At 69.1% G+C, this 15,784-nt stretch carries 11 protein-coding genes; 8 read left to right on the top strand and 3 right to left on the bottom strand.

Annotated elements, in window-relative coordinates:
- Nucleotides 1–17 precede the first annotated feature (17 nt).
- From QE385_RS00135 to QE385_RS00125, 3 genes are read right to left on the bottom strand one after another with little or no spacing between them, the layout of a single operon-like run.
- On the bottom strand, nt 18–773 hold the full coding sequence (locus tag QE385_RS00135; RefSeq protein ID WP_307097970.1) for a GIN domain-containing protein: 756 nt from the start codon (nt 771–773) through the stop codon (nt 18–20).
- Between the two features lie 11 nt (nt 774–784).
- On the bottom strand, nt 785–1,462 hold the full coding sequence (locus QE385_RS00130; RefSeq protein ID WP_307097969.1) for an ABC transporter ATP-binding protein: 678 nt from the start codon (nt 1,460–1,462) through the stop codon (nt 785–787).
- A 13-nt stretch (nt 1,463–1,475) separates the two neighbouring features.
- Nucleotides 1,476–2,708, bottom strand: a complete 1,233-nt coding sequence (locus QE385_RS00125) for an efflux RND transporter periplasmic adaptor subunit (protein WP_307097968.1) — start codon at nt 2,706–2,708, stop codon at nt 1,476–1,478.
- Nucleotides 2,709–2,834: 126 nt separating this feature from the next.
- On the opposite strand from QE385_RS00125, the gene QE385_RS00120 reads away from it, so the two are divergent.
- From QE385_RS00120 to QE385_RS00085, 8 genes are all read left to right on the top strand, one after another.
- Entirely contained in the window at nt 2,835–4,145 is a 1,311-nt protein-coding gene (locus QE385_RS00120) for a sigma-54 dependent transcriptional regulator (protein WP_307097967.1), read from the top strand.
- Nucleotides 4,135–5,277, top strand: a complete 1,143-nt coding sequence (locus tag QE385_RS00115) for a PAS domain-containing sensor histidine kinase (protein WP_307097966.1) — start codon at nt 4,135–4,137, stop codon at nt 5,275–5,277. The genes QE385_RS00120 and QE385_RS00115 overlap by 11 nt, the downstream gene beginning before the upstream one ends.
- Before the next feature lie 73 nt (nt 5,278–5,350).
- Nucleotides 5,351–6,841 carry a glycoside hydrolase family 43 protein gene (locus QE385_RS00110; protein ID WP_307097965.1) on the top strand — a complete coding sequence of 497 codons (1,491 nt, stop codon included), beginning with the start codon at nt 5,351–5,353 and terminating at the stop codon, nt 6,839–6,841.
- Nucleotides 6,838–9,129 carry a family 43 glycosylhydrolase gene (locus QE385_RS00105; RefSeq protein ID WP_307097964.1) on the top strand — a complete coding sequence of 764 codons (2,292 nt, stop codon included), beginning with the start codon at nt 6,838–6,840 and terminating at the stop codon, nt 9,127–9,129. The genes QE385_RS00110 and QE385_RS00105 overlap by 4 nt, the downstream gene beginning before the upstream one ends.
- A 55-nt stretch (nt 9,130–9,184) precedes the next feature.
- Complete coding sequence (locus QE385_RS00100) at nt 9,185–10,189, top strand: SMP-30/gluconolactonase/LRE family protein (RefSeq protein ID WP_307097963.1); 1,005 nt, start codon at nt 9,185–9,187, stop codon at nt 10,187–10,189.
- A gap of 421 nt (nt 10,190–10,610) precedes the next feature.
- Nucleotides 10,611–13,451, top strand: coding sequence for a TonB-dependent receptor (locus QE385_RS00095; protein ID WP_307097962.1), 2,841 nt, complete (start codon nt 10,611–10,613; stop codon nt 13,449–13,451).
- Between the two features lie 63 nt (nt 13,452–13,514).
- Nucleotides 13,515–14,240, top strand: coding sequence for a DUF6445 family protein (locus tag QE385_RS00090; protein ID WP_307097961.1), 726 nt, complete (start codon nt 13,515–13,517; stop codon nt 14,238–14,240).
- Entirely contained in the window at nt 14,237–15,757 is a 1,521-nt protein-coding gene (locus tag QE385_RS00085; protein WP_307097960.1) for a tryptophan halogenase family protein, read from the top strand. Before QE385_RS00090 ends, QE385_RS00085 begins: the two co-directional genes overlap by 4 nt.
- Nucleotides 15,758–15,784 lie beyond the last annotated feature (27 nt).

The raw sequence follows: 15,784 nt of genomic DNA, 5'->3' as shown, positions 1-15,784 counted from the left end.
CCCGATAATCCCGGCGTTCAGCCGCAGGTGACGCGGGCGAGCCCGCTCTTGCCCACCGTGCAGCGCGGATGGCCCGCGACGGTGACCTTAGCCATGCCGCTGGCATCGATCCGGGCCTGCTCGGCGTCCCCGGCCTGGATGCTCGCGGTGCCGCTGGCGGAGAGCGCCATGTCGGGCGCGGAAAGCGTACGGGTGTGGGCGCTGCTCGCCCCGCTGCCGCCGATCGTCAGACGGCCGACATCGCCCTCGGCCTGGAACTCGCTGGCCCCCGACAGGTCCAGGGTCAGTGCGTCGCCATGAACCGCGCGGACGGTCGCGTCGCTGGCCCCGGAGAGGTCGAACCTGGCCGATCCACCGCGCCAGGCGGCGATGCGCAGCACGCTCGCTCCGCTGGCGCGCGCCTCGAACAGGCGGACGTCGAGCGCTGGCAGGGTCAGCTCGGTCGCACCGCTGAGGCTGACGGCGGCCAGCGACGGCATGGTGATGGCGATCACGACACGGCGATCATGGCCGTTGCAGCTGTTGTTGCGGCGACCGATCCGCAGCGTCGACCCGATCGTCTCGACACGGACATTGTCGATATTCGCCGCCCGGCCCTGTACCGTCACCGCATAGGCAGCCCCCAACGTGACGGTTGCGACGTCGCAGCCGCCAAGGTCGATCCGGTCGAACCCGCGCACATCGAAGCTGCGCGAGGTCTGGGCAGTGTCCTGCGCGGAGGCGCCAACGGCGGCAAGCGACAGCAGGGCGATGGCGGGGATCATGGTCTTCATCACAAATCCTTTCAGATCGCGCGCATGGCGCTGGCGACGATGCGGCCGTCGAGCATGTCGATGCGGCGCTTGGCGAGGTCGGCATGGCTGGGCGAGTGGGTGACCATGACGATGGTCGCGCCCGCATCGTTCAGGCCGGTCAGGATGTTCATCACCTGCTCGCCATTGGCGGTGTCGAGATTGCCGGTCGGCTCGTCCGCCAGGATCAGCTTGGGATCGCCGACGATGGCGCGGGCGATGGCGGCGCGCTGCTGCTGGCCGCCCGACAGCTGGTGGGGAAAGTGGCGCGCGCGGTGGGCGATGCCGACCTTGTCCATCGCCGCCGCCACCCGGCCGCGACGATCCCCCGCATCGCTCCGGTACGCGAGGCCGAGCGCGACATTCTCCTCGATGGTCAGTTCGTCGATCAGGTTGAAGCTCTGGAAGACGAAGCCCAGCGTCTCGGCGCGGAACTTCGCCAGTTCCTTTTCGTCCATCGCCGCCAGATCGCGGTCGCCGAACAGATATCGCCCACCCGTCGGCCGGTCGACCGTGCCCAGCGTGTTGAGCAAGGTCGACTTGCCGCAGCCCGAGGGGCCCATGATGGCCAGGAACTCGCCCGCCGCGACATGCAGGTCGATATCGTGCAGCGCGGTCGTCTCCACCTCGTCGGAGACATAGCGGCGCTGAATGCCTTCCAGTCGGATCATCTGTCGGCCCCCCTTATCGGATGTTCAGTATGTCGCCCTTCACGGACGATGTGTTGCTGGTGACGATGCGCTCGCCGGGGTTCAGGCCGGACAGGATCTCCACCTGTTCGGGATTGCGGCGGCCGATGCGCACGGTGCGGCGACGGGCATGGGCGCCGTCGGGATCGAGGACGAAGGCCGAGCTGCCGCCCGCCTCCAGCCAACCGCCGACCGGGGCGACCAGCGCGCGGCTCGCGGCGCCCAGCGTGATGCGGATGTCGATCGTCTGCCCGCGATTGAGCCCGGCGGGCGCGCGGTCAAAGGTCAGCTCGACCTGGAACCGCCCGTCCTTCACGGCGGGCAGCACCTTCGACACGGTCAGCCCGACGCCGTCTGAGGTCGTCGCCTTCTGCCCCACCGCGACACGGCCCAGATAATATTCGTCGACCTGCGCGACGAGCTTCCACGACCCCTCGCTGTCGACCTGGCCCGCCGGATCGCCAGGCTTGAGCGTCTGGCCCGGCTGGATCGTGAAATTGGTCAGCCGTCCGCCCATCGGCGCGCGGATGGTCAGCGCCTCCAGCCCGGCGCGCACCGCCGCCAGATTGCCCGACAGGCGCGTCTGCGTGTCGGACAGCCGCGCGGATTGGGTCGCGGTGATCCGCGCCTCGGTTGCGCGGCCGGACCTGAGCTGGGCCAGGCGCTTTTCCTGATAGGCAGCCTCCTCCTCGAAGCTGCGGACGCCCGCATCCGACAGAAAGCCCTGATCGTGAAGCTGACGCCGGATACCCAGATCGCGCCGCGCCTTGATGAGGTCATATTCGGCCTGCGCCACCTGCCCCGCGCGGTCGAGCTTGTTGCGCTCGATCCCCAGCCCCTCGCTCGCCACGCCGCCCAGCTGGCTGGCGATCTGCGCCTCGCGGGTCAGCACGTCGAGCTTGAGCTGCGGATTGGCGAGGGTGGCGAGCGGCTGTCCCTCGCGGACCATGTCGCCGTCCTGCGCCAACAGCTTCTCAACCTGTCCGCCCGCCAGCACGCCGACCAGCGTGGTGACGCGCGGCGTCACCGTGGCGCGGACCGGCAGGTAATCGTCGAACGCGGCGCGCGTGACCTCGCCCGTGTCGACATTGGCGGCGGCGATGTCGGTCGATCCGGCGGCGGGCAGGAAGCGCCAGACCAGCCCCGCGCCGATCACCACCAGCATGGCGATCACGACCGCGCGGCGACGCCACCAGGGGACGGGCTTTCGCGCGATCCGCCGGTCCATCGCAGCCCCCGGCGGGGTCCCCGAAACGCCTCCGCCATCCCCGCTGGCGGAAGTGATTGCGCCTGTCATCTGTTCGGTCATCATGGGACGAATGTCACCCAGGACGGTCGAAAAACCTAAAGCCCTATGAAACCGCCACTTTCCCCGCCGACCGCCGAATCCGACCGTTCGCGTCCGGACAGCCTGTCCGGAAATGGACGGTGCGGGGCGTCGTCAAGCGCGCTGTCGATCCTGGTCATCGACGACAATCCGCGCATCGCCGAATCGCTGGGCATCGCGATCGAGCTGGCCGGACACCGGCTGGATATCGCATCGGGGCCGGAAGAGGGCTTTTCCCGTCTGGCGGCACAGCGGTACGACGCGATCCTGCTCGACCTCAATTATGCCGCCGGACGCACCGATGGCGCGGAGGGGCTGGCCATGCTCGCGCGGCTGCTCGCCGACGATCCGGCGGCCTGCATCATCGTCATCACCGCGCATAGCGGCATACGCCTGGCCGTCGCCGCGATGCAGGCGGGCGCGCGCGATTTCGTCATGAAGCCGTGGCGCAATGCCGAGCTGATCGCCAAGATCGAGGTCGCCGCCGCCCGCCCCGCCCCGCGCGCCGATCGTCCCCATGCCTATGGCGGCGAGGTTCCCGGCGGCGAGCCCGCCCGGCTGTTGGGCGACAGCCCCGCGATCGAGCAGGTGCGCGCGCTGATCCGCCGCGTCGGGCCGACCCGGGCGGGGATCGTCGTCACCGGCCCGTCGGGCGCGGGGCGGACGCTGATCGCCCAGGCGGTCCACGCCGCCTCCGGTGATGTGGACCGGCCGATGGCGCGGCTGGACCTACGCGATACGGCGGCGTGGGACCGGCTGGCCGGTGAAGAGGCCGGGACCTGGCTGTTGCGCCATCCCGACCGGCTGGACGAGGTCGCGCAGGCGCGGCTGCTCGATCGGCTGCCGATGGCGGCGCGCTTCATCGCGATCGCCGACGATCCGGGCGGGATCACCCCGGCGCTGGCGCGGCGGATCGCGACGGTGGAGATCGCCGCCCCCTCGCTCGTCCAGCGTCAGGCGGACATTCCCCTGCTCGCACGCCATTTCGCCCGGATCGCGGCCGAGCGGCATGGTCGCCCGGCCCCACGCTTCACCCCGGCGGCGGAGGCGCTGCTGATCTCGGCGCCATGGCCCGACGAGACGCGCGGCCTGTCCGCCGCGATCGAGCGGGCGCTGCTGCTGGGGGATGGCGGCGTGATCGAGGCGGCGTTGCTCGCCCCTGCCGCGCCGGTCGTCGCCGCCGCCGCCCCACGCTCCAGCTTCGACCTGGACGAAACCGAGCGGGGGATGATCGAGGCGGCGCTGATCGAGCATCATCACAACGTCACCCATGCCGCACAGGCGCTGGGGCTGAGCCGGGGCGCGCTGTATCGTCGCATGGCGCGCCATGGGCTTTGATGCGCCCACCCGGCGGGTCGTCGCCATCCTTCTGTCGGGACTGATGCTGACGCTGTTCGGCGGGCTGATGGTGGTGGCGTGGCAGAACGGCATGCTGGGGTCGATGCTGGGGCTGGGCCTGGGCACCGGCTGGCTGATCGGGGCGATCGGCTGGGCCGCCGCGCGGACGCCCCTCCTGCCCCCCGCCCCCGCGCCCGCCGACATGGCGCCGCGCGGGCCGCCGCTCCATGCGCTGTTCGACCAGATCCCCTTGCCGCTGCTGCGGATCGAGGGGCGATCGGCACGGGCGCTCAACCGCGCCGGCCGGACGCTGTTCGCGACCGACGACCGCCTGTCATCGCCGCCGCCCGCGCTGTTCGAGCCGCAGGAAAGCCGGTTGCGGCATGAGGGGCGAAGCTGGCGGATCGAACGGGTCGAGGCCGGGCCCGAGCGCGCGCTGGCCATGCTGATCGATGTCGAGGCGGAGCGCCGCACCGCCGAGGCGCATGCCGATAGCGAGATGATCGACATATTGGGGCATGAGCTGCTGAACGGCCTGTCGCCGATCGTGTCGCTGGCCGACAGCGCGGTGATGGCGGCGGAGCGGCAGGATGCGCGACTGCACGGCATCCTCGCCACCCTTGCCCGACGGATCGAGGGGTTGGAGCGGTTCACCCGCGCCTATCGCACGCTGGCCCGGCTGCCCGATCCGGTCCGCAACCCGTTCAAGGTCGCCGAGTTGGCCATGGATCTGGCGCGGTTGTTCGAGCAACGCTTCGCAAGCGAGGTCGCGCTCTCCATGGCGGTGCCGGACGGACTGATCGGGCGATGCGACCGCGATCAGATGACGCAGGCGCTCTGGGCGCTGCTGCAAAACGCGGCCGAGGCGGCGCTGGGCGGAGCGGTCGCGCCGCAGGTGACGCTGACCGCCGCGATGGACGGGCCTAGCCTGCGCTTCGCGATTACCGACAGCGGCGGCGGCGTAGCGGGGCCAGAGCGCGCGCGGATCTTCCGCCCCTTCCACACCACCAAGCCCGACGGGTCGGGCATCGGCCTGACCCTGGCCCGCCGTATCGCCCGCGCGCATGGCGGCGACCTGACGCTGTTGCCGGTGGCGACGACGACGTTCGCACTGGCCATACCCGGCAAATAGGGCGACCTTGCCGCTTTACTTGTAGGACATAATGATCGATCCTCGCCTGCAATCACAGCATCGGGGAGCGGGAATGTCGGGCAGGATACCGGGATTGGGGCGCGGGCAAGGGCTTTTGCTGGCGTTGGCCAGCGTCGCCATCACTCCGACATGGGCGATGCCCGCCGCACCCACGCTTCCGACGACAGCGCCCGCCGATCACGCGACGGCGCTGGCGCACCGGGTGGCCGATGCGATCCGTCGCGATCCCGCGCTGACCGCGCCCATCCGGGGCAGCATCACCCTGCCCGATACCGCCGCCGATCTTGCCGCCACGTCCGACGACCCGCAGGCGCGTCTCGTCACGATAGGCTGGCGTTCGTCGGACCCGGCGATCCTGTCGGACCGCGACCGGGGCCGGGGCGACGATCGGGTCCGCAAGGGCGTGGTCCATCGCGGCCGGACCGACCGCCGGGTTCGGCTGACCGCGACCGTGACCGCGCCGGGGGCCGCGCCGGTCATGGTCCCGCTCGACCTGACGGTCCTGGCCGCCGCCGCGCCGCGTCCCGCCGACATGAGCGCCTATATGTTCGTCTATTTCCATTCCGACACGGTCGAGGGTGAGAAGCTGCGCTTCGCGGTTTCGGACGGCAACAACGCGCTGCGATGGCGGGAGTTGAACGGCGCACGGCCGGTCCTGGAGTCGAGCAAGGGCACGATGGGCCTGCGCGATCCGTTCATCCTGCGATCGGCGGAGGGCGACCGCTTCTTCCTGCTGGCGACCGACCTGTCGGTGGGGCGCAGCGGCTGGGGCGGCGCGACCGACAAGGGCAGCCATTACCTGGAAATCTGGGAATCGACCGACCTCGTCCACTGGAGCGAGCAGCGTCATGTGAAGGTCAACCTTCCCCAAGCGGGCATGACCTGGGCGCCCGAGGCGACCTACGACCCGACGATCCAGGCCTATGTCGTCTATTGGACATCGACCCTGTTCACCGATGCCAGCCACCGGACCAGTGACGGCAACGGGCCGCAGATCCTGATCTCCACCACCCGCGACTTCCGCCATTTCACCCCGCCCCGCCCCTGGTTCAAGGCCGCCGACCTGCCCTTTCTGGTGAAGGACAAGGGCATGATCGATTCCACCGTGCTGAAGGACGGCGCGGACTATTACCGCTTCACCAAGGTGTCGGAGGTGTCGGGCTGTCCTTCGTCGGACATCATGGGCCAGCGTTCCCGCACGCTGCGCGCCACCGGCCATTCGGGTGCGTGGCGCACCATCGACCGCTGCATCGGCCGCAAGGCGGGGACGCCCGAGGTCGAGGGGCCGAGCGCCTTCGTCGCCAATCCGGGCGACACCAGCGGGTTCCGATATTTCCTCTGGGTCGATAATTATGGCGGCGTCGGTTACATCCCGCTCGCCACCCGGTCGCTGCGGGGCACCATCCGATGGACCTATCCCAAGGATTTCCGCCTGCCCGCCTCGCCGCGTCACGGCTCGGTCCTGTCGATCACCGCCAGGGAACGGGACGCGCTGGTCGCCCGCTGGAGCCCCACCGCGCCGACCAGCGGTGCGGCACGATGAGCGGGTTGCTTCGCGCCGCCGCCTGGCCGCTGATCGTCATGGTCGCCCCCGGCTTCGCCCAGCCGGTTGCGGCGCAAGCGGCCCCCTGGATCGTGCCGCCGGTCATGGCATCGGGCAGCCGCCTGCCCGTCTCGCCGGAGGGAGCGATACGCTGGTCCGCCGACCGACCGGTCCTGGATGGCGATCGCCTGGTCCTTCGCGGCGATCGGCCGGTTCGCGTCACGCTGACCGGGCGTCGCGTCATGGCCGGGGCGGGGACCGAGGAGAAGCCCTTCACCGTCACCCTGTTGCCCGGATCCGCGCCGCGCCTGTCGGCCTATGGTCGCAGCCCGACCGATGCGCATGACGCGAACCAGCCGATCATCGCCCGCTCGGTCCATCTGGCGCTTGCCACCGGCGTTGGCGCCGCAACCCCGCTCAACGGGAATTACGGCATCCTCTTTCCCATCGGCGAATATGTCGGGGTCGACCGGATCGAGCATCGCGGGATCGTCGCCCCTTCGCTGTTCCATTTCGCCGATGGCAGCCTGGGCGTCATCGCGACCCGGGTCGATCTGGCGGGAAAGCCGGATAAGTCGCAGCGGTCGAGCGCGCTGGTGTTCAAGAGCGATCCCGCCAGTCCCGCCGACTTCACCGAATTGGGGCTGATCGACCTTGGCACGACCGGCGGCGTCGTCGCGCCGCGCGCGATCTGGGACAGTGCCGCGCGGCGCTATCTGGTCGCCTGGCGTGACGATGCGGGCAAGCCGCATTGGGCCAGCGTGGCCGATCTGGCACGGACCGAGCGGGTGGCGACGCCCTTCTTCCCCGATCATGACGGACGCCGGATGCGCATCGTCGCGGCGGGCAATGTCGGCGCGGTGCAGGCGGGCGAGGTCACCGGAATGGCGGAGGACGACGCCGCCCTGCCGCTCGACAGCCGGACCGCCGCCGCGCTGGCCGATCGCTATGGCCGGATCGTCAACCTGCGAGCCATGGTCGACCCGCGCCGCATCACGATCGCGCAAATCCCACAGCTGGCGGAAACGCGGGCGCGCCTCACCTATTCGGACGGATCGTCCGCGACACGGGGCGTCGACTGGGACACCGCCGATCTGGCGCGGATCGCACGCGGCGGTCCGGGGCATTATGTCGTGCGGGGGACCGTCCGCCAGCCCGTCTATCCGGCCATCTTCGCCTATAATCGCGCCGATCCGGTCATCTATCGCTACGCACGGGACGGCCGGGTCCGCTATCTGTTCATCGCGACCGACGATACGAACAACGACAATGTCGGATCGGTCCATCTGCCGATCCGGGTCGCGGACAGCATCGCGGCGCTGGCCGACGACCATGGCGGGCGGGCGCGCGAGGTGGACCTGCTCAACCGCCTGACCCGGCGCGACCGTACCGCCGAGGGACGCGTGATCGCCGGATGCTATTGGGCGCCCGAACTGCACGAGATTGGCGGGCGACTGTCCATCCTGTTCGCGCCCTGCTTCAACCCCAGGGACGATCAGTCGAACAAGGATGGCGCCTGGGACCGGGTGGCCTCGCATATCATGCAGTTGCGGCCCGGCGGCGATCCCGCCGACCCCGCCGACTGGTCGCGCCCCGCCGCCATTCGGAAGGCGGACGGATCACCGCTGGGCCGCGCCGAATTCGCCCGCAACATCAGCCTCGACATGTCCTATGTCACGATCGGCGGGAAGGCCTATTACACCTGGTCGCAACGCTACCTGCCGGGCCAGGGCCCGCTGGGCGATCCGCTGACCTGGATCGCACGGGTCGATCCGGCGCATCCCACCCGCCTCACCTCCGCCCCGCGCCCGATCGTCGCGCCGACCCGGTCCTTCGAGGAAAATCTGTCCGAAGGGGCCTTTGCCCTCCATCATGGCGGACGCACCCATCTGATCTATTCCAGCTCGGGGGTCAGCCCGACCTATGTCGTCGGCGGCGCCTGGCTGCGCGACGGCGAGGACCCGACGCGGATCGACAACTGGCACAAATGGAGCGCCCCGCTCCAGCATAGCGAGCCGATGCCCAAGGGCGTCATCGACTATCGCCGGTACGAACAAGGCGTCGGCCACGGTGCGTTCACCACCGACGAGGACGGCAATCCGCTCTACGTCTATCACAGCTGGGGCGACGGGGTGGGCGGCAATGGTCGCGACACGCGCGTGCGCCGGGTCCATTGGGCCGCCGATGGTCGCCCCGTCCTCGACATGACCCGTGACGAGGAAGTCGCGCCGTCGCAGCGGAGCGTGACGATGCGGGTGACGGTCACGCGCGGCAAGGCCCGGCGATGACGCTTCGGTCCGCCCGCTTGCCGGACGACCGCTTTTCCCGCAAGCTACCGAAATCATGACACTCTCCCGCCGCTCCGTGCTTGCAGCCGGCCTCGCCATGCTCGCCGCGCCCGCCGGTGCGGAGACGCCCCCGCGCCTCCGCCGCCTGTCGCCGCGGCTCGACCGGATGATCGCGCCGGGGACCGAGCCGGAGGTGATCGCGACCGGCATACGCTGGGCCGAGGGGCCCTTATGGGTGCCGCATGGCGGCTATCTCCTCTTCTCCGATCCGCCCGCCAATATCGTCCGCCGGTGGCAGCGCGGCCGCGCGGTGTCGGTCGTGCTCGATCCGTCGGGCGCACCGGGCACCGATCCGGCGCTGGTCCGCGAACCCGGCGCCAACGGGCTGGCGCTGGACAGGGACGGTGCGCTGCTGATCGCCAATAGCGGCGGGCGCTCGATCGACCGGGTCGACCTGAGCACCGGCCGCCGCACCGTGCTGGCCGATCGCCATGCGGGCAAGCGCTTCAACAGCCCCAACGATCTGCATGTCGCGCGCGACGGGACGATCTGGTTCACCGATCCGCCCTATGGCCTGAAGGACGGAGACACCTCGCCGCTGAAGGAACAGGTGGTCAACGGCGTCTACCGCCGCCGCCCCGATGGCCGGATCGACCTGATCGACGGCGAGTTGACCCGCCCCAACGGCATCGCCTTGTCCCCCGACGAGCGCCGACTCTATGTCTCGGTTTCGGACGAAGCCGCGCCCCGGATCATGGTCTATGATCTGGACGCCAAGGGCATGGCGCGCGGGCCACGCATGCTGCTCGATGCGCGGCCGATGCTGGCGGCGGGCGGCGCCGGACTGCCCGACGGCATGAAGGTCGCGCGCGACGGCACGCTGGTCTGTTCGGTGCCAGGCGGCATGATGCTGATGACACCGGAGGCCGAGCCGCTCGGCCTGATCGAACAGGATGCGCCGATCGCCAACTGCGCCTTTGGCGAGGGCGGCCGCGCGTTGTTCCTGGCGGCGAACGACCGCATCCTGCGCGTGGCACTCCGCCCGGGCTGGCAGGGATAAAGCCGTCCGGCGCGGTCCGGCATCACCAGCACCGCGCCCTGCCCCCGGATCGCCGTCCGGCGTGTTTTCATGACCGGACGCCATGCCGAACGCGAACGGCCGACCGGGTCGACCGCGCCGCCGATTCGCGTCGTCGCGCCCCGGTGGCCCCGCCGTGTTATTTTGTCTGATGAAAACGCTGTAACGACTCATTCCCGTTTCAGCGGCGCTCGCAGATGCTCGGCAAGGACATCCACAACGCTCGCCGTCATGCGCAAGACACACCCGTTCTGACATTTTTTCCGTTGAAAAATGAGCAATTTGCCTCCCTGTTCTTGATCCGAGCAGGTGACGGGCCGCAACTTCCATTTGTCAGGCATTTACCGATATGACATGTTCCCAGTCGAGCCGCGAAGAGCGGCCGGACATTGGGGGAGGATATATGCGAGATTTGCAATCGCGCTGGCTGATCGGTGCATCCATGGCGGCTCTGGCCATTGCCGGGTTCAGCGGCGGCGCACAGGCGCAGACCGGCGACGCGACACCGATGCAGGGCGGCGGCCTGCGCGTCGAGGCGGGCCGCGACCCGACCAAGCCCACCGGCGCGCTGAACGCCACCCAGGTCGCGCAGGGCGTCTCCGACCAGGACATCGTCGTGACCGGCGTGCGCGAGTCCCTCCGTTCGGCGCAGGCGCTCAAGCGCAACGCCAATCAGATCGTCGACTCGGTGCAGGCGCAGGATATCGGCAAGCTGCCCGACGCCAACACGACCGAGGCGTTGCAGCGCATCACCGGTGTCCAGATCCAGCGCCGTTACGGCGAAGGCGCGACCGACTTCGACCACCGCACCTCGCCCGCCATCACCGTGCGCGGTTTGACCCAGGTGCAGAATTTCCTCGACGGCCGCGCCATCTATTCCGCCTCGGGCGGTCGCGCCTTCGACCTGGAGGGGATTCCGCCCGAATTGCTGGCGGGCATCGACGTGTACAAGAACGCCCCCGCCAACATCATCGAGGGCGGCGTGGGCGCCGCGGTGAACCTGCGCACCCGCCTGCCCTTCGACAAGCCCGGCCAGACGATCAGCGGCACCATTCGCGGCAATTACTATGACCGCGCGGACAAGTTCGGCTATTCCACCTCGGGCCTGTACAGCAACCGGTTCGACACCGGCATCGGCGAGATCGGCTTCCTGGTGAACGCGGTCTATTCGACCAGCTATTATCGTCAGGACGGCATCCTCGCCAATCCGCAGCAGCCGATCCCCGCCGGATCGATCGCGGGCGCGCCCGCCAATGCCAAGGCGCCGATGGGCATGCAGGTCTATGACGATCTGGGCGACCGCCGCCGCCTGGGCGTCGCGACCGCGATCCAGTGGCGCGCCGCCGACAATCTGCTGATCACCGGCCAGTATCAGCTCGCCAAATACTGGTTCAACCGGCGTGGCGCCTATTTCTACACCGTCAATGGCGGCAGCCAGTCGAGCCCGCTGCTCGGGTCCAATTTCACCTTCAACAAGGACGGCTACGCCACATCGGGGTCGCTCCAGGGGCAGAATTTCGAGTCGGGTCGCTTCGACCAGCAGCTGTGGAGCCAAAGCCAGAATTTCACGCTGGGCGCCGACTGGCAGGCGACCGACCGCGCCAAGGTGCATTTCGACGTCCAGTATCTGAAGAGCTATTACAACGCCGACCGCAACGGCCATGTCCTGACCCTGTTCACCGCGACCGGCCAGAATACGACGACCGGATCGCCGCATCCGTCGACCATCGATTTCGATCTGCGCGGCAGCCGTCCGCAATGGGATGTCCGCGACAAGGCGTTGCTGACCAACCCGGCCAATTACGCCACCCCCTATATCGCCGATGCGTTGCAGCGGAACGACGCCGACACGCTCGCACTGGCCTATGACATCGACTATGATCTGGAGGGCGGCTTCCTGCAGAAGCTGCGCGGCGGCGCGCGCTATTCGGACAATTCGATCAACCTGCGCGGTACCTGGAACGGCGTCTGCCTGTACGCCACCGGCCCCGACCCGTCCTGTTCGGCCCCCGACGGCACCGCGCTCATTCCGCTCAGCCGCAATCCGCAGCTGGCGATGCCGGGCCCGTCCAAGAATTTCTTCGACGGACGCACCGTCACCGGCGGGTTGCTCTATCCCGCCTTCCCGGCGGGCGACGGGGTCTGGGCGCAGACCAAGGCGCTCTATGCGCTGTTCGGCGCCAAGACCAAGGATGCGTTCACGCCGGGCGACCTGAATGCCCAGACCGAAAAGACCTATACGGTCTGGGGCGCGGGCGACTTCGCATTCACGGCGGGGGGCGTGCGCTTCGACGGCGGCGCGGGCGTCCGGCTGGTCAAGACCGACCTGACCTCGTTCGGGACGCAGTTCAATTCCAACGGCACCACCTCGCCGCTGGCGGTCCAGAAAAGCTATACCCGCGCGCTGCCCAGCGTGAATATCCGCGCCCGGCTGACCGACGAGTTCCAGATGCGCTTCGCCTATTCCAAGGGGCTGGCGCGGCCGAACTTCGACCAGCTGTCGACCAACCTGACGCTGAACAATCCCAACCAGGTCAACCCGATCACCGGCCGCCCCAGCGCCAGCTCGGGCAATCCGCGCCTGAACCCGATCTCCTCGGACAATTTCGACCTGACGGCGGAATGGTATTTCGCACCGACCGGCTCGCTGACCGGCGGCCTGTTCTACAAGAAGGTCGACGGCTTCCTGGCCAGCGGCGTGGTCGTCCAGAATTTCCAGGGGCGCGCCTATGACGTCAGCACGGTGCTGAATTCGGGCAAGGGCACGATTAAGGGCGCCGAGATCGGCTATCAGCAGTTCTTCGACTTCCTGCCGGGGCTGCTCAGCGGGTTCGGCGTGCAGGCCAACTATACCTATGTCGACTCCAACGTGACCAACCCGTTCGCGGTCGCCGGATCGGGCATGTCGACCCAGCTGCCGCTGGAGAAGCTGTCCAAGCATAATTACAACCTGATCGGCCTGTACGAAAAGGGGCCGCTGACCGCGCGCCTCGCCTATAACTGGCGGTCGAGCTATCTCGACCAGACCTTCGGCGCGGGCACCAACCAGCCGCAATATGCCAAGCCCTATGCCTCGCTCGACGCCTCGGTCAGCGTCAATGTGAACAGCCATATCGCGCTGTCGGCGGATGCGGTGAACCTGACCAACCGCATGAACGTCACCTATATCGGCACGATCGGCCAGCCGCTGCAATATCAGCTGAACGACCGCCGCTTCGGCCTGTCGCTGCGCGCGACCTATTGATCCCCGACTGCCGGCATGTCCTTATCGCAAGGACATGCCGGTATTTTTTGCGGGACGATCGCCATGGCAACCTTGCCGCCCCCGGCATTCTCCTTCTTCGGCGACGAGGCCGCCTTCACCCTGTTGCGGATCGGGCGGGAGCGCGAACCCGTGCTGATCGTCGACCGGGCGTCGGGGCAGATGGCGGCGCTGCGCGATTTCGCCGCCAGCCGCTCCGCCTTCGCCCCCGCCGCATCGGTGGGCAGCGGCTATCCCGGCCTGCTGGGGCCCGCGCCGGTCGCCTATATCGACGCGATGGTCCGCGCGGTGCTGCCGCTGATCGCCGCGCATTTCACCGGCGCGCCCGTTCGTCCGGCCCGTGCCCGCGGCAATTTCTCGCTCGTCACCACGCCCGCCGCCGATCTGAGCGAGGATCAGCGCGCGCCGCATGTCGACACCGCCGACCGCCTACAATTCGCGACCGTGCATTTCCTGTCGGCCGACCATGCGGACGGCACCGCCTTTTTCCGCCACCGCGCGACGGGGTTCGAGACCATCGATGCCGAGCGCCTGCCCGCCTATCAGGCGGCGCGGGCGGCGGACCCCGCCCCGCCGCCGGGCTATTGCACCGGCGATGATCCGGCCTTCGTGCGGATCGAGGCGATCCCCGCCCGGCCCGACCGGCTGATCCTCTACCGCGCGGCGCTGCTCCATTCGGGCCAGATCACCGCGCTGCCCGATAGGGCGGCGGACCCGCGCCATGGCCGGTTGACCGGCAATCTCTTCCTGCAATGCCGGATGGACGCATGAGCCGACACGACGACCAGGACGGACCGATCGCCCGGATCGCGATCATCGGCGGCGGGACCGCCGGATGGATGGCCGCCGCCGCGCTGGCCCGCGTGCTGGGGCCGCAGGGCCCCGCCATCACGCTGGTCGAGTCCGAGGAGATCGGCACCGTCGGTGTCGGCGAAGCGACCATCCCCCCGATCCAGGCGTTCAACGCGCTGCTCGGCATCGACGAGGACAACTTCGTCCGCGCCACGCAGGGCACGTTCAAGCTGGGCATCGAGTTCGTCGACTGGCTGCGTCCCGGCCATCGCTATTTCCACCCCTTCGGCGTGCACGGCGTCGACCGGGGCGCGGTGCCGTTCGAGGCGATGTGGCAGCGGTTGCGGCTGGCGGGCGAAGCCGCGCCGCTCGAGGCCTATTCGATCTGCGCGGCGGCGGCGCGAGCGGGGCGGTTCATGCGGCCGCAGCCGGGCAATACTCCGCTTGCGCATATCGGCTATGCCTTTCACTTCGACGCGGCGCTCTATGCGCGGTTCCTGCGCAGCCATGCCGAGGCGCAGGGCGTGGTCCGGCAAGAGGGGCGCGTGGTCGAGGTGGCGCGCGACGCCCGGCCGGAGCGTATCGCGGCGGTCGTGCTGGCCGACGGCACCCGCATCGCCGCCGACCTGTTCATCGACTGCACCGGCTTTCACGGCCTGCTGATCGGGGAGACGCTAGGCGCGGGGTTCGAGGATTGGGGCCATTGGCTGCCCAACGACCGCGCGGTGGCGGTGCCGACCGCTCCGGCGGGACCGCCTGTCCCCTTCACCCGCTCCACCGCGCATGGTGCGGGATGGCAGTGGCGCATCCCGCTTCAGCACCGGACCGGCAACGGCCATGTCTATGCCAGCCGTCATATCTCCGACGACGAGGCGACCGCGACGCTGCTCGCGCATCTGGACGGCGAGCCGCTGGCCGAACCGCGGTTGCTGCGGTTCCGCACCGGACGCCGCGACCGTTTCTGGATCGGCAATTGCGTGGCGCTGGGGCTGGCGAGCGGGTTCATGGAGCCGCTCGAGTCGACCAGTATCCATCTGATCCAGGCGGGGATCGCGCGGCTGCTGGAAATGCTGCCGACCCGCGCGTTCGAGGCGGCGGACACCCGCCGTTACAACCGGCTGATGGCGGCCGAGTTCGAAAGCATCCGCGACTTCCTGATCCTGCATTTCCACGCGACCGAACGGCGCGACACCCCCTATTGGCGGCAGCTGGCGGCGATGCCGATCCCGGACTCGCTGGCCGAGCGGATCGCGATCTACAACCGCACCGGGCGCGTGTTCCGCGAGGCGGACGAACTGTTCACCAAGACGAGCTGGCTGGCGGTGATGGATGGACAGGGACTTCACCCCCGCGCCTATGACCCGATCGCGGCAGGCATCCCGATCGAGGAACTGCGCGCCCGGCTGGATCGGATCGCGACCGTGACCCGCGCGGCGGTCGGCCATATCCCCGCCCATGCCGACTTCATCGCCCGACATTGCGCCGCCGGGCGGTAACGCGTCGGGTCGGGGCGGGACGATCAG

Origin of the sequence: Sphingomonas sp. SORGH_AS_0950 (genome assembly GCF_030818415.1) — a bacterium.
Lineage (GTDB): Bacteria > Pseudomonadota > Alphaproteobacteria > Sphingomonadales > Sphingomonadaceae > Sphingomonas.
Note: the sequence above shows the minus strand (reverse complement) of the source record. Positions and strands in the feature narration are given on the sequence as shown.